Genomic DNA, 24,841 nt, shown 5'->3' on the forward strand with positions numbered 1-24,841 from the left:
GCCGACCCGCCACAATTCACCCCGGCGGTGTCGCCGATCGGACTTCCGGGTTGAGCAACCGCAGCGCGGCGGTGTGCAGGGTGGCGCTGCGCGCGTACAGGGCCGTTCCCGAACCGGGCCGGGAACCCCCGTCGAGCCGGCCGAAACGCCCGCCGGCCTCCGCGACGATGAGCGAGATCGCGGCGTAGTCCCAGACCTGTCCCCTGGTCTGGACGGCGAGGTCGAACTCCCCGTTGGCGATCAGCAGCGCGGCGTGGGTACGCCACGGCGAGTCGACGGCCACGGCGGTCAGCGGCGCGATCATCTCGCGTTCCGCCGGGATCGCCGCGACATCGGTGGGGATCACGCCGATCCGGCTGCCGGCCAGGACGTCCGGCCGGTCGCGGTCGACGGCGATCCGTCGCTCCTCCATCATGGACAGGCCACCCGCCGCTATCGGCGAACCGGTGACGGCGGCCTCGAAGGCGCCACCGCCGCGCCGGGCCGACCAGATCCTGCCCTGGGCGGGGACCGCGGCCACCCCGACCACGATCTCGTCGTCCTCCTCCAGGGCGACGAGCACCAGCCACCGGTCGTCGCCGGCGACGAAGAGCGCGGTGCCGTCGATCGGGTCGACGATCCACCGGCGGCGGCTCCGGCCGACCTGGCCGGCCTCCTCACCGAGGACGGCGTCGTCGGGCCGCGCCTCGGCCAGCACGCCCCGGATGGCGGCCTCGACGGCCCGGTCGGCCTCGGTCACCACGCTGCCGTCCGCCTTGGACTCCCGGGGCAGCCCGGCGAGGGCCGCGAAGTACCGCAGTCCGACGGCCGCGCCGGTGAGCGCGGCCCGGCGGGCGAGTTCGAGATCGTTCTCCACGGACCCCATCCTGTCCTATCCGGCCGAGCCCGTAACGTCCAACCGGCCGAGCCCGTAACGGCCGTCCAACCGGCCCCGCCCACGCCACCGGCCCCGGTGCGCCGTCCAGCGCCGCCGGTCGGCGGAAGTGTCCATGATCAGGTGTACGTCAGCGACGTTCTCCGGGCCGGGCAACGTCGCTGACGTACACCTGATCATGAGGTGGGTGTGGCGGCGCGGGCGCAGCACGGCTCGTCCGTGGCACTCTCCACCCGGATGCCCTGCAACCGCACCCCGGCCGCCTGTTCCAGCAGCAGCGGGGCCAGCGAGCGGGCGGCGTCGCCGTCCACCCGGCGCAGCACACAGTCCCGGACCACGGTGTCGGCGTAGCGCAGCGTGGAGACCTGGCCGTCCACCTCGCTGCGGCCCCAGCCGGCGATCCGCACCGCGTAGTTGTCGCCGCGCCACCGCACGCAGACGTCGCGGACGTCGATCCGGCGGCCGATCGAGTCCGGGTCGCCGGCGAAGCGGCCGGTGTTGTCCCCCGGCAGCAGCCGGAAGCCCATGTCCACGTTGCCCAGGCAGGCGCCGGTGACCGTCACGTCGTGTACCGAGCTGAGGTAGAAGCCCTCGATGGCGTCGCTGACCCGCAGCTCGTCCAGGCGCAGCAGGTGCGGGTGGTAGGACGGGCCGGTGATCGACTCCACGCTGTCGGCGACGGCGCCCCAGTGGACCGCCACCCCGGTGTACCCGCCGAACACGCTGACGTCGGACACGGTCACCTCGGCGACCGCGCCCATCAGGGCGATGCTGTTCGCGGTGCGGTCACCCGGACGGCGCCGCACGTGTACGCCACGGATCTCGACGTCGCGGATCCAGTCGGCCGGACCGGCGTAGAGATAACGGCCGACGGTCACGCCGGTGCCCCGGTCGCCACCGTGCTCCCCCGGGTGCGCGGGCGCCGGCGCCAGGCCCAGGTCGTGGACCCGGACACCGGAGCCGAGCACGTGCACGACGGGCCGCTCGTCCGGCCAGGCCTGGACCAGCCAGGCCGCCGGCTCGGTGGCGGGCGGCCCCGACGCCGGCTCGGTGGCGGGCGGCCCCGACGCCGGCCGCCCGCCGCTCACCCCGGCGGACGTCCCCGCGTCGCCGGCCTTTCCGCCCGGTCCACCGGCCGGTGCCGGGCCGCGCACGGTCCATCCCCCGGGCACCACCAGGCCGTACGACAGCTCGTGCCGGCCGGCGGGCAGCAGCAGCGTCCCACCCGGGGCGGCGTCCAGCGCCTCCTGCAGGACGCGCCGGTTACGCTCGGGATCCCTGCCGAGCCGGGGCCGGACCAGCGTCGGATCGCGATCGCGCCCGGCCAGGAACCGCAGGTTCATTCCCACTCCCCCACCGGGCGCCAGGCCGGCTGGCGGCCGGTGCGTTCCCGGCGTACCCCGGCGGGGTCGATCAGGCCGACCAGGACCGGGCCGGCCGGGCCGGTGGGGAACCGGAGGGTGAACCGGTCCCGGTCGCGCCGCACGGTGACCGGCACGGCGTCCCCGCTGACCAGGTCGACGGCCTGGCAGCGCAGCCGACCGGCGCGCCCGGGCGGCGGGGTGACGGTGGCGGTGGTCCGGCCGGCCACCCGGCGGGCCAGCCGGGACACCTTGAACACGGCCCGGGCCGGTTTCTGCCGGGTCCACCGGTTGGTCGGCGGGAAGGGCGGCGGCGGCGCGGGTGGCACCCGCTGCCAGGTCAGGTCGACCTCGCCGGCGCACCGTTCGGCGGGTACCACCAGCAGCGCGCTGTGCGCCTCGATGGCCGGCGCCGGCGGCGGGCCGCCGGGCGCGGCGGTCACGCTCACCCGGTCGACGCGCAGCCCGAGGATCCCGTTCGTCGACAGCCGCGTGGTGGCCCAACCGGGCAGGGTGCCGGCGGGACCGGCCAGTTCCACCGCGAGCAACCCGTCGGCCAGTTCCTCGGGGGCCAGGTCGAAGGTCACCGTCGCGTACGATCCGGCGCCGTTGCGCCAACCCTGCCGGCGAGCCAGCACGACGGCACCGCGCAGCCGGCCCTGGGACCGGACCAGGACCAGCCGGGGCCGCTCGGCCTGCCCCCGGTCCGGGCGTACCCGGTCGGTCCACCAGCGGGTGGCGGTGTCGTCGAGGGACACCCGCACGGCCACCCGGACGGTGCCGCCGACCGACGGCAGCCGCAGCATCGCCACCCCGGCGTCGCCGGTGATCCGGCCGACGATGCCGGTGCCCCGGGCGAGCTGGTCGACCACCGCGAGCGCCGGTTCCTGCCCCCCGGACAGCTCCAGCGGCATGGTGGCCGTGGCCGGCGGCTCGTCCAGTTCGGTGCCGAACCAGGCCCCGACGCCCATCACCGGCCTCCGACCGGACCGACCGGGTCCCCGGCGGACGCGCCAGCCGGAGCGGACAGGCTGGCCGGGGCGGGCGCGGCGGCCGGCAGGCCGGCGGCCAGGTCGACCCGGGTGAGCATCGGTTCCCGCCGGGTCCACATCCGCTCCACCGCCGTGAACAGCGGGTCCGCGTCGCTCTCGATGTGCCGGAAGGCGGTCCGCACCGACCGCAGCAGGTCGTTCGCCGGCCACACCTCCCACTGCGGCACCAGCGGGGTCACCACGTCGGTACCGCTGCGATACAGCCAGAGCCACAACCGGGCCCGCCGGACCTGCTCGGCGGTCACCAGGTCGGCGCCCTCGGCGACGGCGGCCACGGCCTGCTTCAACACCCGCCAGTACGCCTCGGCGTCATCGGCCACGATGGACAGCCCGCACGCGCTCCACTCCGACCAGCCGGCCTGGACCACCGGGATGCCGTACGCCGGCAGTTCGTTGCTGACGCTGCCGCGCACCGTGACGCCGAGATCGGCGACGCTCCACAGCGCGTTCTTGCTCAGCGACGCGCTGCGCCGGAACCGCAGGTGCCGGGCGCCCCGGTGGTCCCGGGCCACCGAGTCGAAGAAGCCGGTCGAGTCGTACAGGCCCTGGCTGGGATGGTCCAGGAACAGCCACTGGGCCTCGCCGTCGGTAGCCGCGTACCGGGCGGTCTCGGTGAACCAGTCGGCGAGGCTGGCGAACGCCTCCCGGTTGGTGCCGAGCGCGTCGGAGACGGCGTGGTTGAACACGGCGACGACCGGCCGGTCCGGCTCGAAGCCCAGCCGGGTCGCGACGTGCTGCCGCAGCCGGGCCCGCTGCGCCGGATCGGCCAGGTCGACGGTGGCCGAGCCACCGCCGCGCCACCAGCTCGGCCGGCCCAGGTTCACCTTGGCCCGCCAGGCGACGAGTTCGGCCGCCGGCCGCAACGCGTCCCGGCTCGGCCAGACGTACCGGTCGAAGGCGTCGCCGATCTGCCGGGTCAGCTCGGCCCGGAAGGTGTCGGTACGGGTGTCCCGCTCCGGGAACAGCCCGTACGCCTTGAGGCAGCCGGTCTGCTGGGTGTGGATGACCGGTACGCCGGCCCGGCGGGCGGACTCGACGGCCAGCCCCCACTGGTCGTAGTCGACGTGGCTGGTGACCAGCGCTGCCACGTCACCGGTGCCGAACAGCCGCTCGTACCAGGTGGACAGGGCGGTGGCGTAGGCGTGCCGCCGCCGGTAGTCGGCCCGCTCGGCGTACCCGGCCGGCAGCCGGGGCACCTTGAACAGCCGGCAGTACGTCGCGTCGACGTACCAGTCGAGGGTGGCCGGGTCGATCGGACCGCCAGCCGGCAGCGGGCGGCCGGCCACGGTCGCCGGCTCCCCGACCCGGTCGGCGGTGACCAGCCGCCACACGTCCACCACGTCCACCGCGCCGAAGCCCCGGGCGATCCGCTCGACGAGCCCGGTGTCGAACCCCTTCCACAGGGTGCGCCGCCACTGGTCCTCGACGCCGGTCAGCACGACCAACCGGGCCGGCCGGACCCGCCGGATCGCGTTGGCCATCGCCAGGTTGCGCAGGTTGACCCGGATGTCCTGGTGGAACGCCTCGACCACCACCACCGCGCCGTCGTCCGGCCGGGGCAGGTTCTTCGCCCAGTAGACCTCCGCCGCCTCCAGGAACCAACGCAGTTCAGCGGGATCCGCCTCAAGCCACACCTGTCGACTCCTACACCAGATCCCAGGAGAACGGCGTACCCGTCGCCGCATCCGTCCGGAAGGTCCGCCCGAGCACGCTGGCCAGCGCGTCCGGCGGCAGACCGCCGGCCGGCCGGATGGACCGCACGTTCTCGGCGGTGACCGGGTCGCCGGCCCGTACGTCGGCCACCACGTGCAACGAGCGACGGAACCGCAGCCCCTCCCGCTCGGCCTCGGTGGGGCCGATCGCGGTCCCACCCAGCGCCTGCCAGGCCCGCTCGCTCTCCACCACCAGGGCGGCGAGTTCGGCCGGTTCCAGCGAGAAGGCCGAGTCCACCCCGCCGTCGGCGCGGGCCAGCGTGACGTGCTTCTCGATCAGGCAGGCGCCGAGCGCGACGGCGGCGAGCGGGGCACCGATCCCCATGGTGTGGTCGGAGAGTCCGACGGGCGTGCCGAAGATGTCGGCGAGGACCGGCAGCCGGCGCAGGTTGCTCTCCTCGGGCGGCGCCGGGTACGAGGCGGTGCAGGCCAGCAGCACCAGTTCGGTGCAGCCGCCCTCCCGGGCCGCCCGCACCGCCGCGTCGATCTCGCCGACCGTGGCCATGCCGGTGGACAGGATCACGGGCTTGCCGGTGGCCGCCACCAGCCGGATGAGCGGCAGGTCCACCAGCTCGGAGGAGGCGATCTTGTAGAGCGGCGCGTCGAGCTTCTCCAGCAGGTCCACGGCGGTGGGGTCGAACGGGCTGGAGAAGGGGGTGAGGCCGCGCTCCCGGGCCCGGTCGAAGATCGTCTCGTGCCACTCCCACGGTGTGTGCGCGCGCTGGTAGAGCTGGTAGAGGTGCTCACCGCCCCACAGGTCGTGTCCCGCGCCGATCCGGAACCTCGGGTGGTCGACGTTCACGGTCAACGTGTCGGCCGTGTACGTCTGGAGCTTCACCGCGTGCGCGCCGGCGTCGGCGACCGCGTCCACCAGGGCCAGTGCCCGGCCCAGGTCGCCGTTGTGGTTGCCGGACAGCTCCGCCACGACGTACGGCCGCTGTCCCGCGCCCACGAGGTGGTCGCCGACGAGGAACGGCTCAGACACGTACACGGGGGCCTCCGGTTTCGGTGGGAACGGTTTCGGTGCGTACCGGCGCTGTCGGTGCCGGTGTTGTCGGTGTTGTGGGACCGCAGTCGCGACGGTCGGCGGCACGTAGCTCGGTCCAGACGACCTCCCGGTCGACGCCGTCGACCGGCCGGTGGTAGCGGCGGGTCTCGCGGAACCCGAACCGCCGGTGCAGGGCCAGGACCTGGGTGTTGTCCGCCAGCGTCTCGCCGCCGAGCCGGTCCAGCCCCAGCTCGTCGAAGGCGTACGCCACGACGGCGCCCTCCAGGCCCAGCCAGGCCGGCAGCAGTTCGCCCCGCTCCCGCAACCCGGCCAGGTCGAGGTAGTAGCCCCAGGTGGCGCTCCGCCCGGTCACCCCGCCGGCCACTCCGGCGCCACCGGCTGGACCGGTCCGGACAGCCGGGTGAGGCTCGCCGGTCGGGTCGACGCCCGGCAGGCCGGTGAACATGACCGCGCCCGCCGGCAGACCGCGGTGCTCGTACACCAGCACCTGTCGGGACGGGTCGCGGTGGACCGCCGCCCACCACGCCCGGTGCTCGGCGGCACCGATCTCGTGGGTGGTCAGGCTGACCCGCCGGACCTCCGGATGGTTGCGCCAGGTGAGCAGGACGTCGCGGTCGTCCGCACCGGCCGCGCGCAGCATGTTCCGCACCCACACCCCTGGTCGTCGATTGGCTGACAGCGGCCCACCGTAGCGGCCCGGAACCCAGGATCTGGTTACCGCCGAAGGGTCATCAGATGAACCGCTGGTGACCAGTACGGGGTCGGGGGTGCGGGCCCCGCCGGTCACCGGTCAGACGACCTCCAGGTGGTCCGGGTCGAAGTCGGGTACCGGGCCGTGGTCCGGGTGGGTCGCGTACCACCAGGCGGTCGAGGCGATGTCGTCGCGCAGCGGCAGGTAGCGGCCGCCCGACCGCCAACCGAGTGCCTGCACCGTGACCCGGAGATCCTCGGCGAACCGGATCGGGTCCGGAAGGTGCCACCGGTACATCCCGAACCGCTGTTGGCTGCGGTAGCGCCCGTCCGGTCGGATGATCTGCGGTAACCCCAGGTACGGGGTGCTGTAGGCGGTGTACCCCTGTCCGGGCACGTCGAAGTTCCAGGCCCCGCCGAAGTAGTCCTCGGTGCCGGTGCCACAGATCGTCGGCAGCTCGCCGTCGCCGTCGAGGTGGAACTTCAGCTCGCCCTCGCCCCACCAGCCGGAGTTGTTGACCCCCCAGGCCAGGTACGTCCCGACGTAGTGCCCCGGGCCCGGCACGCCGGCCAGAATGGTGTGCGGCTGCCGGTCCGGGACCGGGTTGCTGCGTCGCCAGGTGGCGTGCAGGTATCCCGCACCGTCCGGTATGTCGGTGACCTCGTAGTCGAGCTGGTAGAACAGCACGGCCGGGTCGGGTCCGAGGTTCCGCACGGTCAGCCGGGCCCCCGCCCGGTACGGCATCTCCCAGTACGAGTTGAACCCGCCGTGCGGGTTGACGGCCACCGGGATCGAGCTGACCTGTGCGAACTCTCCCCATCCGGAGCAGAAGAAGTCGCCCAGCGGCACCGCGACCGCCGGGTCGGTGGCACCGTCCCAGTGGATCCGCAGGTCCAGCGAGCGCCAGTGCCGGGGGTGGGTGGTGCACCACAGGTGCCGGATCACCCCCGGACCGGTCAGCTCGGCGAGCACGTGCGTGCTCCCGGCGGGGATCTCGACGCTCGGGGAGATCTTCCAGCCGACGCCGAGGTCGCGGGCGGCGGTGGCGCCGGTGCCGGTGGTCGCCGCGCCGCCCGCGCCCTTGGCGCCGGTCGGGTTCTCCGGGCTGATCGACCGGGTCCGCCCGGACGTCAGCAACGACGGCCCGAGAGTCAGTGCCCCCACCCGCCCTCCGGAACGGCGGGCCGACCGGCTACCGGGTCCAGCCCACCGACCACCGGGTCCAGCCCACCGACCACCGGGTCCAGCCCACCGACCACCGGGTCCAGCCCACCGACCACCGGGTCCGGCCCACCGGCCACCGGGTCCAGCCCGCCGGTTGCCCGGTCCGTGCCGCCGGTGGCCGCGCCGGCCGGCGGTACGTCGGCGGCCAGCGCCCGGACCCACTGGCCGAGCAGGTAGGCGGCCCCGGTGTTGCGGCGCAACCCCAGCGGCTGGTCGCCGTGCGAGCCGGCGAACCGCAGGGTGGTGACGATCAGCCGCCCGGCTGCGTACGGCACCTCCACCGCGTAGTCGTGTACCGCGCAGGTCCGGGTGTCCACCCGGCGCAGCAGCGGCCGGGCCCCGACGGGCAGGTCCGTGATCTCCAGGGCCAGGTCCGGGGCCATGCCGGCGAACTGGAGATCGGTCCAGCCGTCGTGCGGGAAGTCGCCCCACGCCTCGTGCGACTCGATCGTCTTGACCGCCTCCCGCCAGAACGGCATGGCGGTGACCGGCAGCGGCGGATCCACGCAGGCCGCGTCGACCAGCAACACCGCGTTGCCCCCGGCGCGCAGTTGCCGGCGGACCGACCCGGTCCAGGCGGTGGCCACCAGCACCGCGCCGGGGGTGCCCGGCGGGACCGTCCGGGGCGCCAGCACGGCCAGCTCACCGAGCCGGCCGGCCGGGTCGACGAGCGCCACCGGACCGGTGTCCGCCCAGCCGTTCCCGGGCAGGAACCAGCACGGCCAACTGTTCGCGGTGACCTGTCCGGCGCACTCGACCTCGACCCGGATCACCGCCCGGCGGGGCCGGTCGACCGGGGGCGCGACGAACTCGGCCACCCCCAGCCCGGTCACGGCCCCGGACGCCACCTCGGCGTCCAGCCGCCCGGCCGCTACCGGCCCACCCGAGCCGGCACCGCCAGGGGCGACACCGTCTCCCCCGCCGGGGCCGACACCACCCACGGCAGCGGGCCCGACGTCGCCGGACCCGGCACCACCGGGTTCGTCGGCGAAGTCGACCCGCCAGCGGGCCTGGGCCCGGCCACCGACCGGACCGTGGTGGGCCAGCACCAGATGGGCCCGGATCCGGGCGCCGGGCAGGTGGCACCAGGTGTCCCAGGGCGCCGGACGGTCACCGCCGGCGGTCCAGGCCCGTCGCCGGTCCCAGTCCAGGGTGACCACGAGATCGGAGTTGAACGCGGCGAACTCGGCCGGGTCGACCTTCAGCCGACCCAGATCGTCCCAGAGACCGGCCGTGCTGATCGGGGTGTCCCGCTCGCCGGTGACGACGTACCCGCTGGTGTCGGCGCGGGCCCGGACGGCTTCCAGGGTGACCTTGCGGTGCAGCACCGCCTGCCGGGCGGAGATCCGCTCCAGCTCGGTGCCCCGGTCCCAGAAGCCGTTGCCGCGCAACGTCTCCGGCTGGGCGGGAACGTCGTACTGCCAGCGGGCGCCCTGCGGATTGACCGCCGGGTCGGCGCTGGTCCACCACGGCGGGTCGGCGCTGCCGGCGACCGACCCCCGGCCCTCGGCACCGGCACCAAGACCGGCGTCGGCGCCGACGCCGGCACCAGCGCCAAGACCCGCGTCGGCACCAGCACCAGCGCCAGCACCGGCACCGTCGAGCCGGCGCAGGTCCCGGAAGGTGTCCAGGTCGCAGAACTCGCCGAACAGCCACGGTCGGGGCGTCCGCCACCGGGGCGCGAAATGGTCCAGGGTGGCCCGGAAGTACGCCGGTTCGCAGTAGAAGTGGTGGTCGTCGAAATCGGCGAACTCGTCCAGCAGGCCGCCGTACGCCTCCCCCGAGCCGCTGTTGTCCCGCACCAGCGTGCCGGGCGCCAGCCCCTTGACCCGGTCGTAGAGCGGGCCCAGCAGGTCGGCGCCGATCGCGGCGGACAGCTCGCAGCCGAGGGTGATCAGGATGACCGAGGGGTGGTTGGCGGCGGTCCGGACCAGCCGCTCCGCCTCGGTGAAAAGCTGCGCCCGGAAGTGGGCGGTGGGGTGGGGCAGCCACATCGGCAGTTCGACCCAGAGCAGCATGCCCAGCTCGTCGGCCAGCTCGAAGTAGTACTCGGGCGGGAACCACAGGCACAGCTTGACGCCGTTGAAGCCGAGCCGGCGCAGCTCGGTCAGGTCCGCGCGGACCCGCTCCGGACCGGGATCGGGGTGCAGCCGGTCCGGATACCAGCCCCAGGAGAGCACCATCCGGGCAAAGGTCGGCTCGCCGTTGAGCCGCAGCAGCGCGCCGTCGGCGGTGAGCGTGCGCAGTCCGGTGTGCCGGGTCCGTTCGTCCCCGTCGCTGGTGCGCAGGGTGACCGCGTACCGCGCGGGGTCGCGCGGCGACCAGGGCCGGGGGTCCGGGACGGTCAGTTCGAAGGCCACCGCCGCGTCGCCGGACCGGCGGTCCCGGGCGACGACCCGGCCAGCCGGGTCGCGGACCTCGACGGTCACCTCACCGGGCCCGAGCAGCGTGGCCGCCACCGAGAGCCGGCCGTCGGCCGTCCCGGCCAGGTCCACGTCACGCACCGCGCAGTCGCCGCTGACCAGCAGTTCCACCGGCTGCCAGACCCCGCCGTGGGAGTGCCCCCAGACGTACGGCAGGAAGCCGGCCAGGGTCTCCCGGGCGGGATACCGGCCGGGGACCGGCGGGGAGTCGGGTCCGGCGGTGAGGCTCGCCGGCTTCTCGACCAGGACCAGCAGTTCGGCCGGCCGGCCCGGCTCGACCAGGCCGGTGATCTCCAGCTCGAAGGCGTCCCACATCCCGGTGTGCCGGCCGGCCCGCCGGCCGTCGACCAGCACCTCACAGGCGTAGCTGACCGCGCCGAACCGCAGCCGTAGCCGCCGGCCGCGCGCCTCGGCCGGCACCTGGACGGTGGCCCGGTACTCCACCGGACCGGGATGGTCCTTCGGGATCCCGGCCTGCTCCCAGGACCCGGGCACCGGCACCGGACACCAGTCCTCGGTGCCGACCAGCCGGCACTCCCACGGCCCGACCGCGCTCATCGGTTCAACTCCCAACCGTGTTCCTGCGCCCAGGCCAGCGCCACGGTCCGGCCGGCCACCTCCACGTCCACCCCGTCGGCGCGGGGGCGCAGGGTCACCGGCACCGGCCGGCCACGGTGGGTCAGCCGGACCCGGTACGAGCGGCCGGGCACCCGCAGCTCGGCGGGCAGGTTCGGCCGCACCAGCAGCCGACCGTCGACGATCCGGGCACCCACGAGGACACCCAGCAGCAGGTGTACGCCGAACGCGCCCCAGCCGTACCCCTCGCCGCCGCAGCGGCCCGACGGCGGCCAGTACTCGCAGGCGATCCCCGGCAGGGTCCGCTCGTCGTCGGTCTCCCGGGCGTCCCAGAACCGGTACGCGCGGTCCACCACCGCGGCGGCGACGGTGGCCGCGGTGTCGTGCTCCCCGGCGGCGCGGGCGGCGTCGACCACGGTCCAGACGAACATCGGCCAGACCAGTTCGGTCGGATCGACGGCCCGGATCGCGTCGCGCAGGGCGTCGGCCTGCTCCGGACCGGCCAACCCCAGGGCCAGCGGCGCCCAGAGCATCACGTCGTCGACGTCGGTCGGCCCGCCGGTGTGGCCGTCGTGGTCGGCGTACCGGTCGCCGGTGAACAGTGCCTCCGTGGCGGCGGCGTACCGCTGCGCCAGCGCCGCCCAGCCGGCCACGTCGCGGTCCCGGCCGAGGATCCGGGCGAAGCCGGCCATGGTGTCCGCCGCGTGCGCGACGGCGGCGTGCAGGTCGACCGGCCGCAGGTGGTACGTGGGATGCCCGCCGCCCAGCGGCTGGTCGCCGAAGCGCGGCGACAGGTCCTGGCCGGACTCCCAGCTACAGGCGTGGCCGAGCCAGCCCTCGGCGTCCCGCCGGTGCGCCAGCCACCAGTCGAGGTACGCGCCCAGGTGCGGGTAGATCCGCGCCAGCCAGTCCACGTCGGGGTTGGCGTCCCACAGGTGGCGCAGCACCAGCCACGGGTAGCCCCACTGCGGCCCGGTGCCGCAGTCGCTGCCGTCGGCGGAGACCATGTTGTAACTGCCGTCCTCGCGGGAGCACGGCACGTTGGGTGCGGGCGCGTCGGCGAAGGTGCCCAGCAGCAGCCGCTGGGCCAGGGCCGGGTCCGCGTAGCCGAGCAGCAACGCGTCGATCGCGGCCTCGCCGAGCACCACCCGGGGGGCCTGCACCTGCATGGCGTCCCACGGGTGGGTGTAGATCCCCACCGGCGGTTTCACCATCATCCGCAGCGTCTCCAGGTCGTACACCAGGCCCCGGCGCCAGTGTGCCGGCCAGTCGCCGGACAGCACCGGCGCGGTCGCCCAGAACCGCTCGTCGCCGACGCGCAGCGCGGCGCGGACGGCGGTGTGCCGGTCCCGGGCCTCGGCCAGCCGGTCCCGGGCCTGCGTCGCGGTGCGGCCCCGGGCCAGCAGCACGGTGAGGTCGTGCTCCCGCCCGCCCGCCAGGTCCAGCACGGCGGCCAGGTCCACCCGCTCGCCCCGGTCGCCGAGCACGGTGACCGGGCCGGGTTCCGGGCCCGGCGGCCCGGTCCGGGTCCAGCCGTCGGCCACCCCGGGGTCGGTGGTGACCGCCGGCACGGCGTCCGGGTCGGAGACCCACAGCGCGAACGCCTCGCCGTCCTCGAAGCCCTGGAGCAGGACCGTGTCACCGTCGCACCGGCCGACCAGCCCGGATTCGCCCCATCCGCCGTCGGCGCCGATCTGCCGGGTGTGGTCGACCCGTACGGTCAGCCGGGTCGCCACCCGGCCACGTACCCGGGCCACCAGCACGTCCGGGCCGACCAGGTGGAACTCGGCGCGCAGCGCCCCGCCCGGCCACTGGGCGTCGAACTCCACCAGATCCTTCGAGTGGTACGGCGCGACCACCCGGTCGAAGTCGCCCTCGTGCAGCACCCCGTCGGCGGCGATCCGCAGGCCGGCCCGGTACACCTCGCGCCGCCCGCCGTAGTTGCGGGCGTACGCCGGGAAGTGCCAGCGGAAACCGAGGTCGTGCGAGCGGACCACCCCGGCCGGGGTCAGTTCCCGGGTGTGGGTGGGGATGTCGAGGTAGCCGTGCGGGGTGTAGTCGTCGACCGGGAATCCGGTGCCGGAGGCCATCGTCAACCCTTCACGCCGGTGAGCGAGATGCCGGCCACGAAGTAGCGCTGCGCGCAGATGTAGACCAGCACCACCGGCAGCAGCGAGACCACCGAGGCGGCCATCATGAGCGGCCAGTTGGGCTGCTGGTACGCGGAGGAGGTGACGTTGAAGTAGGCCAGCCCCAGTTCCACGGTGCGCATGTCCTCGTCCCGAGCGATGAGCAGCGGCCACAGCAGGTCGTTCCAGGTGCCCATGAAGGCGAACACCGCCACCGTGGCCAGGGCCGGTTTCACCAGCGGCAGGAAGATCCGGAAGAACACCGTGAACTCGCCGGCGCCGTCGATCCGGGCGGCGTCCTGGTAGTCGCGCGGGATGGTCAGGAACGCCTGCCGGAGCAGGAAGATGGCGAACGCGCTGGACATGCCCGGCACGATGAGCCCCTGGTACGTGTTGACCCAGTTCAGTTTGAACACGATGAGGAACAGCGGGATCATCGTGACCTGGAACGGGATCATCATGGTGGCCAGGAACAGCACGAAGATCGACTTCGAGCCGGCGAAGCTGAGCCGGGCGAACCCGTAGGCCGCGCTGGCGCAGAAGGCCACCTGCCCGACCACCGTGACCACGGTGACCACGGCGCTGTTCAGCACGTACTTGCCGAACGGCGCGAGGGTGAACAGGTTCACGTAGTTGCCGAAGTCCACCGAGTCCGGGATCAGGTCCGGCGGATACGAGAACGTGGTGCCCGAGGGCTTGAGCGAGGTGGTGACCATCCACAGGAACGGCACCAGCATGAAGGCGCCGATGAGCGCCAGGATCGCGTACGTCGGCACCGTGCGCAGCGCGCCGACCAGGGCCTTGCGTCGGGACATCGGGACTCTCCGTCGCCTCTTCGTCTTCTCCGCCGGGTAGGGCGGCTTCTTCCGCCGGATGGGCGGCGGCTTCTCCATCGGGTGGGGCGGCTCAGGTCAGGTTCGACTCGCCACGACGGCGGATGAACCACAGTTGCAGCAGGGTCACCAGGAAGATCACCGCGAACAGCACCCAGGCCTGCGCGGAGGCGTAGCCCATCGAGAACTCCTCGAAGGCCCGCTGGTAGATGTGGTAGACCGCCACGTCGGTGGCGCCCAGCGGGCCGCCTTCGGTGATCACGTACATCGGGGTGAAGACCTGGAAGCCGCCGATCACGCCGGTGATGACCAGGAAGATGGTGGTGGGCGCCAGCAGCGGCAGGGTGATGTGCCAGAACTGCCGCCACCTGCCGGCGCCGTCGATCGAGGCGGCCTCCAGCAGTTCCCGGGGTACGGCCTGCAGGCCGGCCAGCCAGATCACCATGCTGAACCCGGCGCTCTTCCAGGTGTTGATCAGCACGATGGCGAACATCGCGGCGTGCGGGTCGTCCAGCCAGTTCTGCTGGGGCAGGTGCAGCACCTTGAACAGGTAGTTCACCAGGCCGGCGTCCGGGGACAGCAGGGTGATCCAGATGACCGACACGGCGACCCAGGAGGTGATCACCGGCATGAAGAAGATCGCCCGGAACACGTTCATCCCGCGCAGCTTCTGGTTGACCACGACGGCCAGCGCCAGGCTCACCGCCATGCCGATCGGCACCGACAGGATCGTGTAGTAGGCGGTGTTCCACATGGCGTGCCAGAACGGGTCGTCGCCGAACAGCGCCAGGTAGTTGTCCAGGCCCACGAACGGCGCGCCGAGGAAGCTCGGCGAGGTCCACTCGTGGAACGACAGGTAGAGGCTGAACAGGATCGGTACCAGCGCGAACAGCACCAGGTGGGCGGTGGCGGGCAGGATGAACAGGTAACCCACCCGTTCGGAGCGCCGGCCGCGCCGGCGGCGCCGCGCCGGACGGTTCCCGCTCGTGGCGGGTACGTCCAGCGCGACGCCGGGGGCACCGGCCTGGAGGGTGCCGCTCATGCCGGCCCCCCGCCGCGCGCGATGTCGGGTCCGCTCATCGCTTCGACAGTTCGCGGTTGATCGCGGTGACCGTCCTGGCCACCTGTTCCTGGACCGGGGCGCCACGGAGGATCTGCTCCATCATCCCGTCCAGAGCCTTCTCGATCGTCGGGTACGCGCCGATCTTCGAGCCGTACGGCGGTCGGCCGTTGGCGGTCGCGTCGACGAACACCTTGTCGAGCTTGGCGAACTTGGCCTGCGCGTTGCCGAGCCCCGCGTTGGCCGCCTCGGAGTTCGCCGAGATGGCGATGCCGGTGATGGCCTTGGTGTCCTGGTAGCCCCGGCTGGTGGCCGCCTCGATGAACTGCGCGGCGGCCTTGTACTTCGCCTTCGGCAGGTCGTGCCGCAGCACGAAGCTCGACTCGTACAGCGCGGTGGCCTCGGCCGTGTGCTTGGGCTGCGGCGCCACGGCCACCTTGTCCGGCGCGTAGCCCTTGGCGCCGGTGAGCCCGACCAGCGCCCAGTGGCCGCTGTCGAACATCGCGAACTTGCCCTGCACGAACAGGGCGTTGGCGTCCGAGGCGTTGGTCAGCTTCTCCAGGGTCGACGGCGACGGGGCGACCTTGTGCTTGAGTACGAGGTCGGCGTACCACTGGATGGCCTCGACGGCGGCCGGCGCGTCCAGGAAGCCGGTGGCGGTCTTCTTGTCCGGCGAGATGACGTCGCCGCCGTTCTGCCAGATCCGGTAGACCCACTGGTACGCGTACTGGCTGAGCCGGTAGCCCCACTGCGCCACGTTGCCCTCGTCGAAGGCGGGGTCGAGCCGGTTGCGGCCCTTGTTGTCGAGGGTGAGCTTCTGCGCGGCGGCGAGCTGGTCGTCCCAGCTCCAGCCGGCCTGCGGTGCCGGCACACCGGCCTTGGTGAACAGCGTGGGGTTGTAGTAGACGACCATCGGGGTGAAGTCGTTGGGCAGGCCGTAGATCCCGCCGTCCTCGCCCTTGTGGATCTCCAGCACCTGCGGGAAGAACCGGTCGGTGTTCAGCGCGGGAAGCTGTTCGGTGACCTTGCGCATGTCCAGCAGCAGCTTGCGCTGGATCAGCGGGGCCAGGCTGGAGGCGTCCTGCGACCACAGGTCCGGGGCACTGCCCGAGGCCAGGTCCACGATGATCTGGGTGTCGAAGTTCGGCGGCGCCTGGATCGACTCGATCTTGATCTTGGGGTTCTGGGTCTGGAAGTCGGCGAGGAACTTCTGGTACGCCTTGTCCAGCTCGGAACCCTTCTCCTCGGGCGGGACCTGGAAGCCCACCACCTTGAGGGTGACCTCGCCGTCGGCCGCGGCCTCGCCGTCGGAGCCGCAGGCGGCCAGCAGCGGGGCGGCGGTCACCGCGGCGGCGGCACCGAACCCCCACCGCAACAGCGTCCGGCGGTTCACCAGGGCGCCGCCGGGGTGGGCGGGCGGCGTGTGGTTGTCGTTCATCTCGCTCCTGCCGTGGGGGATGGGGGGTGGGGTCCGGCCCGAAACTTGGCAGGGACCGTAACCAGGCCCGAGAAACGCCGTCAACGGTTGAGCTGTGAGAAACCAGTTTCCCAACGTGAACCAACGTGTTTCTCACCGAGGGCTACGGCCGGTTGACCGCTCGTTGGCCGGCCGGCCAAGGGCGCAGAAATTTTTGGGCTCCGGCCCTAGCTTTCCCAGCAGGGCGCGTTTACCTTCGATAGCCATCCGACGCCGATCCGGCCCCCGCCGATCTTCAGAACGGCGCGGGAAGTTTCCCAAATGACTGCGCAAGCGGTTTCTCAACATGGCCCGAAGGGATGGTTGTGGCGCCCACGATCCGCGACATCGCCCGCGCCGCCGGCGTCTCCGTGGCCACCGCGTCCAAGGGCCTCAACGGCAAGGGACGAATGCGTCCGGAGACCCGCCAGCGCATCCTGGACACCGCCCGGCAGCTCGACTTCCGACCCAACCGCAACGCCAGCTCGCTGACCACCGGCCGGACGTACACGGTCGGGCTGCTGACCCGGGACGGGTACGGCCGGTTCACCCCGCCGTTGCTGGGTGGGGTGGAGGACGCGCTGTCGGTGGACACCGCGAGCCTGCTGCTCTGCGACGCGCGCCGCGACGCGGTCCGCGAGCGGCACTACCTGGACGTGCTGGCGGCCCGCCGGGTGGACGGGCTCATCATCACCGGCCGGGCCACCGACCCGGCGCCGCCACTGCCGCGCAGCCTGCCCTTCCCGGTGCTCTACGCCTACACCACCTCCAGCGACGACGAGGACAGCAGCATCACCGTCGACGACGAGCACGGCGGCTGGTTGGCGGCCCGGCAACTGCTGCGCCAGGGTTGCCGGCGGATCGCCCACATCACCGGACCGGGGTCCGTGCTGGCGGTGCGGGAACGGATCGCCGGCGCCCGCCGGGCGCTCGCCGAGGACGACCTCGAACTGCCCGACGACCTGATCACGTACGGATCGTTCACCGAGCGGGCCGGCTTCCTGGCCGCCCAGCGACTGCTGGCCGACCGGCAGGTGGACGGCATCTTCTGCGGCAGCGACCAGATCGCCCGGGGCGTCGCCGACGCGCTCGGCGGGCTGGGCGTGCGGATCCCCGACGACGTGGCCCTGGTCGGCTTCGACAACTGGACGCTGCTGGCCGCGGCGACCCGACCACCGCTGTGTTCGGTGGACATGAACCTCTACCGCCTGGGCCGGCTCGCCGCCGAGAGCCTGCTGCGCGCCATCGACGGCAAACCCGAGCCGGGTGTCCGGCGGCTGCCCTGCTCACTGGCGGTCCGCGCGTCCTGCCCGGCGCCGGTCACCGACAGCACGGAGTGGCTGGACGACAGCCCGCTGGTGCCCGACGCCTGATCCCGTCCAGCGACCCACCCCGATCCCCGACCGGACCCGATCCCGATCCCGATCCCCGACCGGACCCGATCCATCGACCGCCACCGCGCCCGGACACCGGGCCGGCCATCCGCCGTACCCGGCCCGGACATCCGGGCTGACCACCCCGCCGCGCCCGGACACCACGGGCCGGCCCACCACCCGCCGCGCCCGGCGTCCCGGGTCCGGCGTCCGCACCGATCCGCGCTGGAGTTTCGCATGTCAGACAATCGCCCCGGACCCGTCGTCGACACCTCGGCCAGCCGGTACGCCCGGCTCCGGCCGGTCGCGCCGCGAGACGTCCGGATCACGGACGACTTCTGGGCGCCCCGGCTGCGCCGCAACCGGGAGGTGACCATCCCGGCCCAGCACGAGCAGTGCGAGACGACCGGCGCGCTCCGCAACTTCCAGCGAGCCGCCGGGAGCGTCGGTGGCGAGTTCAGCGGCCGGTACTACTCCGACTCCGACGTCTACAAGTGGATCGAGGCGGCCTCCTGGAGCCTCGCGACCGATCGGTCGGCCGAACTGACCGACCGGCTCGACTCGGTGATCAAGCTGGTAGCCGGCGCCCAGGACAGCGACGGCTACCTGAACACGTACTTCTCCGTCGACCGGGTCGGAGAGCGCTGGACGGACCTCGTGGTCCGGCACGAGATGTACTGCGTCGGGCACCTGGTCGCCGCGGCCGTGGCACACGTACGGGCCACCGGCGACACCGCCCTGCTGGAGGTGGCGCTGCGGGCCTGCACGCACATCGCCGAACGGTTCGCCCCGGGCGAGGTGCCCGGGGCCTGCGGTCACCCCGGCCTGGAGATGGCCCTGGTCGAGTTGTACCGGGTCACCGGCGACGAGCGATGGTTGACCCTGGCCACCTGGCAGCTCGACTCGCGCGGCGCCGGGGTGCTGGACGGCAGTGAGTACCTGGTCGACCACGAACCGGTCCGGCGGCAGACCCGGGTGACCGGGCACGCGGTCCGGGCCCTGTACCTGTACGCCGGCATGGCCGACGTGGTGCTGGAGACCGGCGACGCGCAGCTGCGGGAGGCCCTGACGCGGCTCTGGGCCGACCTGGCCGGCGGCAAGACCTCGGTCACCGGCGGGGTGGGCGCGCGCTGGGACGGCGAGGCGTTCGGCGACCCGTACGAGCTGCCGGACCGGTCCTACAACGAGACCTGCGCGGCGATCGCGCACATCTTCCTGGCCTGGCGGATGCTGCTGCTGACCGGTGAACCGCAGTACCGCGACGCGGTGGAGACCGCGTTGCACAACGGCGTGCTGCCCGGCCTGTCGCTGTCCGGGACGGAGTTCTTCTACCAGAACCCGCTCGCGGACGCCGGGCGGCACCGGCGGGCCGAGTGGTTCAGCTGCGCCTGCTGCCCACCCAACATCGCCCGGTTGCTGGCCTCGCTGCCCGGCTATCTCTACACCACCAGCGACGAGGGCGTGCAGGTCCAGCTCTACATCGGCAACGAGGCCGAGGTACGGCTGACCGACGGCACCGAGGTCCGCTTCGGCCTCGCCACCGGCCTGCCCTGGCGGGGCGAGGTACGGCTCGCCGTCGACCCACCGGCGCCCACCGAGTTCACGCTGGTGCTCCCGGTGCCGGGCTGGGCCGGGCCGGACGTGACGGTCCGGGTCAACGGTGAGCCGGTGACGGTCGAGGCCGGGGCCCGGCAGATCGCGCTGCGCCGTACCTGGGCGCCCGGGGACGCCGTGGAACTGGCCTTCGACGCGGAGGTCCGGGCGCTTGTCACGCACCCCCGGGTCGCCGCCACGCACCACCGGGCGGCGCTGGCCCGGGGACCGCTGGTCTACTGCCTGGAACAGGCCGACCAGACCGGCCCGGTGGCGGACATCCGGCTCAGCGGCACCGAACGGTGGACGGCCGAACACCGGCCGGACCTGCTCGGCGGGGTGACCACGCTGACCACCGACGCGGCGGCGGCGCCGGACGACGACGGTCCGCTGTACCGGCCGTACGGCGCCACCCCGGTGTCCACCACGGCGGTACGGGTGACCGCGGTCCCCTACTACGCCTGGGCCAACCGGCAGCCCGGCGAGATGCGGGTGTTCATCCCGCTCGCCTAGGAACGTCCAACTGCCACCGGTCGGATCCGGCAGGGGTCACCCGCCGGGCAACCGGTGGCTGACCGAGGAGGACCATTGATCACCAGCTTCGACCACGCGCCGCGCACGGCGCTGTCGAGGGAGGCCGCCCGTGCCTGACATCGTGGTCCTGGGCAGCCTCAACACCGATCTCGTACTGGATGTGCCGGCGCTACCCCTGGCCGGGCAGACGGTGCTGGGCGGGCGGCTGCGTACCCACAGCGGCGGAAAGGGCGCGAACCAGGCGGTAGCCGCGGTCGTCGAGGCCGGACCCGCCGGTCCGGCCGTGCGGATGGTCGGCCGGGTGGGTGCCGACGGGTACGGCCGGCGGATGCGGGCGGACCTCGTGGCCGCCGGCGTGGACGACACCGGCGTCACCGTGGACCCGACCGAGCCCAGCGGCACCGCGCTGGTTCTGGTCGACGCGAACGGGGACAACCTGATCGCCGTCGCGGCCGGTGCCAACGGGGCGGTGGACGGCACCGACGCCCACCGGGCCACCGCCGGCCTGGGTCCGGGCGATGTCGCGGTGTGCCAGCTGGAGATCCCCCGGCCGGCCGTCGCGGCCCTGGTCACCGCCGCCCGGACCGCCGGCGCCCGGTCGGTCTGCAACGCCGCCCCCGCGGCCGTGCTGGAACCCGAGCTGCTGGCCGCGCTCGACGTGCTGGTCGTCAACGAGGGCGAGGCGCGGACCGTGTTCGGCACCGACATCGCCACCCCGGACGCCGCCGGCGCGGTCGCGAACCGGGCCGGCTGCGCCGTGGTGGTCACGCTCGGCGCCGAGGGCGCGGTGTACGCCGGCCCTGACGTACCGGCCGGGCACTGCCCGGCGCCGGTCGTACCGGTCGTCGACACGGTCGGCGCCGGGGACGCTTTCGTCGGCGCCCTGGCGGTCGCGCTGGCCACCGGCGCCAGCCTGCCGGTCGCGGTGGCGGCCGGTGTCGCCGCCGGATCCCGGGCGGTCACCCGGCCCGGCGCCCGGCCCGGCACCGAGGCCGGCTGATGGGCCGCGACCACTCCGCCCCCGATCCGGCCGGCAGTCCGGCGAGCCCGGACCGGCCGGTCTGGTACACCTTCGGCAACCACTTCCACTGGGTGGACATGCAGTGGTTGTGGGGGTACGGCGTGCTCGGCGCGTCCGTCCGGGACATGCTCGCCTTCACCGCCGCCACCGGCGCCCGCGGCAACCTGAACTTCGACGCCGTCGGGTACGAGCGGATGGCCGCCGAGGAACCGGACGCGCTCGCCGAACTGCGTGCGGCGGTGGCCGACCGGACCGTGGAGATCGTCGGGGCCAGCTACGGCCAGCCGTACCCGCTGTTCCACCACGGCGAGTCGGCGGTACGCCAGCTCACGTACGGGGTCCGGGCGGTCCGGCGGCTGCTCGGGGTCCGCCCGGTCAGCTACTGGGAGGAGGAGTTCGCCTTCTACCCGCAGCTGCCGCAGCTGCTCGCCGACACCGGATACCGGTACGCCTCGCTGTTCTTCCAGTGGACCTGGCACACCCCGCACGTACCGGTTGAGGATGCCCCGGCGGTGTGGTGGGAGGGGCTGGACGGCACCCGCATCCTCGCCACTCCGCGCGGCCCGCTCAACCTGCACCAGTGGCCCGAGGACTTCGCCGCGCTGCGGGCCCATCCCCTGCTGGCCGGGTCACCGGCGCCGGTGATCCAGCAGTGGCTGGAACTGCTGCCGTCGCCGGACTGGATGTGCCGGTCCGAGCTGCTGCTCGACGGCATGCGGGAGTTGCTGGCCACGCCGGGGCTGGACTTGCGGTTCGGCACCCTGTCCGAGGTGCTCGACGCGGTCCGGGAGCACGCGCCGGTGCGGCGCTACACGATGGACGACGTCTTCCACGGGATGAGCCTCGGCAAGAACGGCGACCTCGGGCACCGGCGCAGTCGGGAGACCGAGCAGACCCTGCTGGCCGCCGAGTCGCTGTCCGTGCTGGCCGGCCGGCTCGGCCGGCCGTACCCGCACTGGGACGTCTATCCGGTGTGGGAGTTGGAGGAGGGCTGGCGCGAGCTGCTGGCCTTCCAGCACCACGACAACGACGAGTGCGAGGGGCTGTGCGGGCACGTCGGGTACGCCGGCCTGGACCGGGGGTACGCGCTGGCCCGCGCGGTGCTGGACCGGACCGTGGCCCGGGTCGCCGCCGGAACACCCGGTCCGGCCGGCCGGACCGTCCTGGTCAACCCGCTCGGCTGGGCCCGGTCGGCGGTGCTGGACGGCCGCCGGATCGAGGTGCCGGCGCTCGGCTGGACGGTGGTCACCGACACCGGACCGACCGGGCCGGCGGTGGCGGTCGAGGAGGGCGCCGACACCATCACGCTGCGCCGGGGCGGGTTCCTGGTGGTACTCGACAAGCGTCGCGGGGTGGTCACCACGATCGGCGGGCTGGGCTGCGGTCCGGCCGGGCTCGGTGGCCTGCGCTGCGAACGCGACGGTGTCGAGCACCGGTACGTCCCCACGGCGGTTCGGATCGACCATGACCGGGTGCTGCTGTCGCTCGGCTCGCCGGCCGGCGACGAGGTCCGGCTGACCGTCGCGCTGGCACCGGAACTCGACGCCGTCGACCTGTCCTTCGACTGCGACGCCGTCGCCCCGCCGGACGGGCGGCACCACGCCAGCCTGATGACCCTGGTGGAGCCGGATCTGGACGTGCGGACCGTGCTGCACGACACCCCGTACGCGGTCACCGCGGTCAGCGGGCGCGGCAGGTACCCGCGCAAGTACCCCACCGGGGACTGGATGACCTCACCCCAGGTGTTCGAGGAGGTGGTCGACCCGTTCACGGGTCTGCAACTGGTGGACCTGCTCGACGCCGAGGGCACCGGACTGCTCTGGCTGCACGACGGCAGCCAGGGCTTCCTGCGGGCCGAGCGGGGTGCCTGGAACGTGCTGTCCATGCGCGACCCGTGGGACGAACGGCACTTCGCCCCGGCGTTGCACGCCCGGATGCGGGTGCTGCGACACACCGGCCTGGCCCCGGCCACCCGGTGGCGGCTGGCCCAGGAGTTCACCCGGCCGGTCCTGGTGGCCCGCCCGGACCGGCCCGGCGACCCGCCGAGCGCACCGGTCGGGTCCGATGCGGACCACCCGGTCGGGTCCGGCGCGGACCACCCGGCCGGGTCCGGTGCGGACCACCCGGCCGGGTCCGGTGGCGGGCTGCCGGCGGAGTTCTCGCTGGTCCGGCTCGACGGCCTGCCCGGCGCCGTGGTCACGGCCGCGTACCGGGAGACCGGGTACGCCGGCACCGGCCTGCCCGGACACGCCACCGGGAAGCTGGACCGACCGGTGCTGGTCCGGCTGGTCGAGTTCGACGGGGTGGCCGGCACCGCCGGGCTGGTGGTCACCGGCACCGTGGCCGGCGCCTGGCGGGCCAGCACGCTCGGTGAACTGCGCGAGCCGCTGCGGGTCGCCACGACCGGCGGGACCTCCCGGGTCTCCGTCGCGCTGTCGCCGTACCAGATCACCACGGTGGTGCTGGACCTCGTGGAGGCCGGCAAGCAGGCTCGCGACCTGGATGCCCACCGCGAGGTGTGGGCCACCGTCCACCGCACCGATGACGCACCCGTCCGCACGGACGAGGCACCTGCCGGTACCGATGAGGACCCGTGCCCCCGTACCGATGAGGACCCGTGCCCCCGTATCGAGGAGGAGCAGTGAGCTACTTTCCCCGCGTCGCCCGCGGGACCCATTCGTACCCTCGGGACGAGTCCGTGCCGGTGGCCGACCGGCTCGGTCTCGGCGTGGTCGGCCTGCATGAGGGCCGGACCGCGCTGCTGGCCGCGTACCGGACCCGGAGCGTACGATCGGTGGCCGGCTGCGACCTCGACCCGGCGACCCTGGCAAAGGTGGGCGCCGAGGTGCCCGAGGTGGCCATGACCACCTCGTACGCCGACCTGCTGGCCCGGGACGACGTGCGGATCGTCGGCGTCTACACGCCGGACCACCGGCACGCCGAGCACATCATCGCGGCGTTCGAGGCCGGCAAGGACGTGGTCTGCACCAAGCCGATCGTCAACGACTTCGGCGCGGCCCGCGAGGTGCTGGCGGTGGCCCGGCGCACCGGCCGGCGGCTGCTGGTGGGCCAGTCCACCCGGTTCTTCGAGTCGTTCCGCCGGCAACGGGCGGCGTACGAACGCGGTGAGGTCGGCGACATCGAGGTGGTCGAGGCGCACTACACACACCGGATGGACTGGTACTACGACGGGCGGCCGTGGATTCTCGACGGCACCGACTGGGTGTACCTGGGCCTGAGCCACCCGCTGGACCTGCTGCGCTGGTACCTCGGACCGATCGCCTCGGTGTCGGCCGTCGGCACCCGTTCGGCGTTGGCCCGCGCGCACGGCTGCGCGTCGTACGACGTCTACTCGGTCAACGCGGTGACCCCGGACGGCCGACTGGGTCGGGTGTTCGGGCACTACGGGATGCACGAACTGCCCCGGGCCCGCAACTCGATCGAGTGCCTGCTGTACGGCTCGGACGGCACCTCGATGGCGCAGTACCACGACATGCGGTACCTGCACACCGCGCCGGACGGCACCGAGGTGGTGGAGGACATGCTCTACGAGTACCGCCACTACCACTTCAACAACGAGGTCCACGGCATGCACTACGGGGAGTTCGCCAACTACCTCCAGTACTTCGCCGACGCGCTCACCTCGGACGAGCCACACTCCCCCGACCTCGCCGAGGGTATCGAGACGTTCTGCCTGATGGAGGCGGTCCGCCGGTCCGCCCGCGACGGTGGCCGCCCGGTCGAACTGGCCGACCTACTGTCCCAGGTCGGCCTCTAACCAAAGCTCCGCTGGAAAGGAAGGGCCCCTTGTTGTCGCTTTTTGTATAGGAAGGGGCCCTTCCTAACCGCCGGAGCGCAGCCCACCTGTCTCGCCGGAGCGGCACCGCCGGCCGGGGACCCGGCGGGCATCGCCGGAACGG

General features: G+C 73.4%; 16 protein-coding genes and 1 pseudogene. 5 read left to right on the top strand and 12 right to left on the bottom strand.

Annotated elements, in window-relative coordinates:
* Positions 1–16 precede the first annotated feature (16 nt).
* The 12 genes and pseudogenes from ACXN5W_RS14170 to ACXN5W_RS14225 form a co-directional block, all read right to left on the bottom strand.
* Complete coding sequence (locus ACXN5W_RS14170; RefSeq protein ID WP_473158722.1) at positions 17–856, bottom strand: inositol monophosphatase family protein; 840 nt, start codon at positions 854–856, stop codon at positions 17–19.
* A gap of 194 nt (positions 857–1,050) precedes the next feature.
* Positions 1,051–2,217 carry a hypothetical protein gene (locus tag ACXN5W_RS14175; RefSeq protein ID WP_473158723.1) on the bottom strand — a complete coding sequence of 389 codons (1,167 nt, stop codon included), beginning with the start codon at positions 2,215–2,217 and terminating at the stop codon, positions 1,051–1,053.
* On the bottom strand, positions 2,214–3,206 hold the full coding sequence (locus tag ACXN5W_RS14180) for a hypothetical protein (protein WP_473158724.1): 993 nt from the start codon (positions 3,204–3,206) through the stop codon (positions 2,214–2,216). The genes ACXN5W_RS14175 and ACXN5W_RS14180 overlap by 4 nt, the downstream gene beginning before the upstream one ends.
* Positions 3,206–4,921, bottom strand: a complete 1,716-nt coding sequence (locus tag ACXN5W_RS14185) for a hypothetical protein (protein WP_473158725.1) — start codon at positions 4,919–4,921, stop codon at positions 3,206–3,208. The genes ACXN5W_RS14180 and ACXN5W_RS14185 overlap by 1 nt, the downstream gene beginning before the upstream one ends.
* 10 nt (positions 4,922–4,931) lie before the next feature.
* Positions 4,932–5,984, bottom strand: coding sequence for a pseudaminic acid synthase (gene pseI / locus ACXN5W_RS14190; protein WP_473158756.1), 1,053 nt, complete (start codon positions 5,982–5,984; stop codon positions 4,932–4,934).
* Between the two features lie 109 nt (positions 5,985–6,093).
* Positions 6,094–6,648: pseudogene (locus tag ACXN5W_RS14195) on the bottom strand (GNAT family N-acetyltransferase); the annotation flags it as partial.
* Positions 6,649–6,798: 150 nt separating this feature from the next.
* The gene (locus ACXN5W_RS14200) at positions 6,799–7,863 is read right to left on the bottom strand and encodes a glycoside hydrolase family 172 protein (RefSeq protein WP_473158726.1); all 1,065 of its coding nucleotides are present in this window, start codon (positions 7,861–7,863) and stop codon (positions 6,799–6,801) included.
* A complete protein-coding gene (locus ACXN5W_RS14205) occupies positions 7,851–10,904 on the bottom strand; it encodes a hypothetical protein (RefSeq protein ID WP_473158727.1) in 3,054 nt (1,017 codons plus the stop codon). Before ACXN5W_RS14205 ends, ACXN5W_RS14200 begins: the two co-directional genes overlap by 13 nt.
* Positions 10,901–13,012 (bottom strand): MGH1-like glycoside hydrolase domain-containing protein, encoded by a 2,112-nt coding sequence (locus ACXN5W_RS14210; RefSeq protein ID WP_473158728.1) that lies wholly within the window; start codon positions 13,010–13,012, stop codon positions 10,901–10,903. The genes ACXN5W_RS14205 and ACXN5W_RS14210 overlap by 4 nt, the downstream gene beginning before the upstream one ends.
* Before the next feature lie 2 nt (positions 13,013–13,014).
* On the bottom strand, positions 13,015–13,866 hold the full coding sequence (locus ACXN5W_RS14215; protein ID WP_473158729.1) for a carbohydrate ABC transporter permease: 852 nt from the start codon (positions 13,864–13,866) through the stop codon (positions 13,015–13,017).
* 91 nt (positions 13,867–13,957) lie between these two features.
* Positions 13,958–14,926 carry a carbohydrate ABC transporter permease gene (locus ACXN5W_RS14220; RefSeq protein WP_473158730.1) on the bottom strand — a complete coding sequence of 323 codons (969 nt, stop codon included), beginning with the start codon at positions 14,924–14,926 and terminating at the stop codon, positions 13,958–13,960.
* A gap of 34 nt (positions 14,927–14,960) precedes the next feature.
* Positions 14,961–16,382, bottom strand: coding sequence for an ABC transporter substrate-binding protein (locus ACXN5W_RS14225; protein WP_473158731.1), 1,422 nt, complete (start codon positions 16,380–16,382; stop codon positions 14,961–14,963).
* 344 nt (positions 16,383–16,726) lie between these two features.
* On the opposite strand from ACXN5W_RS14225, the gene ACXN5W_RS14230 reads away from it, so the two are divergent.
* The 5 genes from ACXN5W_RS14230 to ACXN5W_RS14250 all read left to right on the top strand — a co-directional run bounded on the left by ACXN5W_RS14230 (position 16,727) and on the right by ACXN5W_RS14250 (position 24,699).
* On the top strand, positions 16,727–17,773 hold the full coding sequence (locus tag ACXN5W_RS14230) for a LacI family DNA-binding transcriptional regulator (protein ID WP_473158732.1): 1,047 nt from the start codon (positions 16,727–16,729) through the stop codon (positions 17,771–17,773).
* Between the two features lie 237 nt (positions 17,774–18,010).
* Positions 18,011–19,879 (top strand): glycoside hydrolase family 127 protein, encoded by a 1,869-nt coding sequence (locus tag ACXN5W_RS14235; protein ID WP_473158733.1) that lies wholly within the window; start codon positions 18,011–18,013, stop codon positions 19,877–19,879.
* Positions 19,880–20,009: 130 nt separating this feature from the next.
* On the top strand, positions 20,010–20,900 hold the full coding sequence (locus ACXN5W_RS14240; protein ID WP_473158734.1) for a ribokinase: 891 nt from the start codon (positions 20,010–20,012) through the stop codon (positions 20,898–20,900).
* Positions 20,900–23,566 carry a glycoside hydrolase family 38 N-terminal domain-containing protein gene (locus ACXN5W_RS14245; RefSeq protein ID WP_473158735.1) on the top strand — a complete coding sequence of 889 codons (2,667 nt, stop codon included), beginning with the start codon at positions 20,900–20,902 and terminating at the stop codon, positions 23,564–23,566. Before ACXN5W_RS14240 ends, ACXN5W_RS14245 begins: the two co-directional genes overlap by 1 nt.
* A complete protein-coding gene (locus tag ACXN5W_RS14250; RefSeq protein WP_473158736.1) occupies positions 23,563–24,699 on the top strand; it encodes a Gfo/Idh/MocA family protein in 1,137 nt (378 codons plus the stop codon). The genes ACXN5W_RS14245 and ACXN5W_RS14250 overlap by 4 nt, the downstream gene beginning before the upstream one ends.
* Positions 24,700–24,841 lie beyond the last annotated feature (142 nt).

This window comes from Plantactinospora sp. A48, from assembly GCF_055793945.1.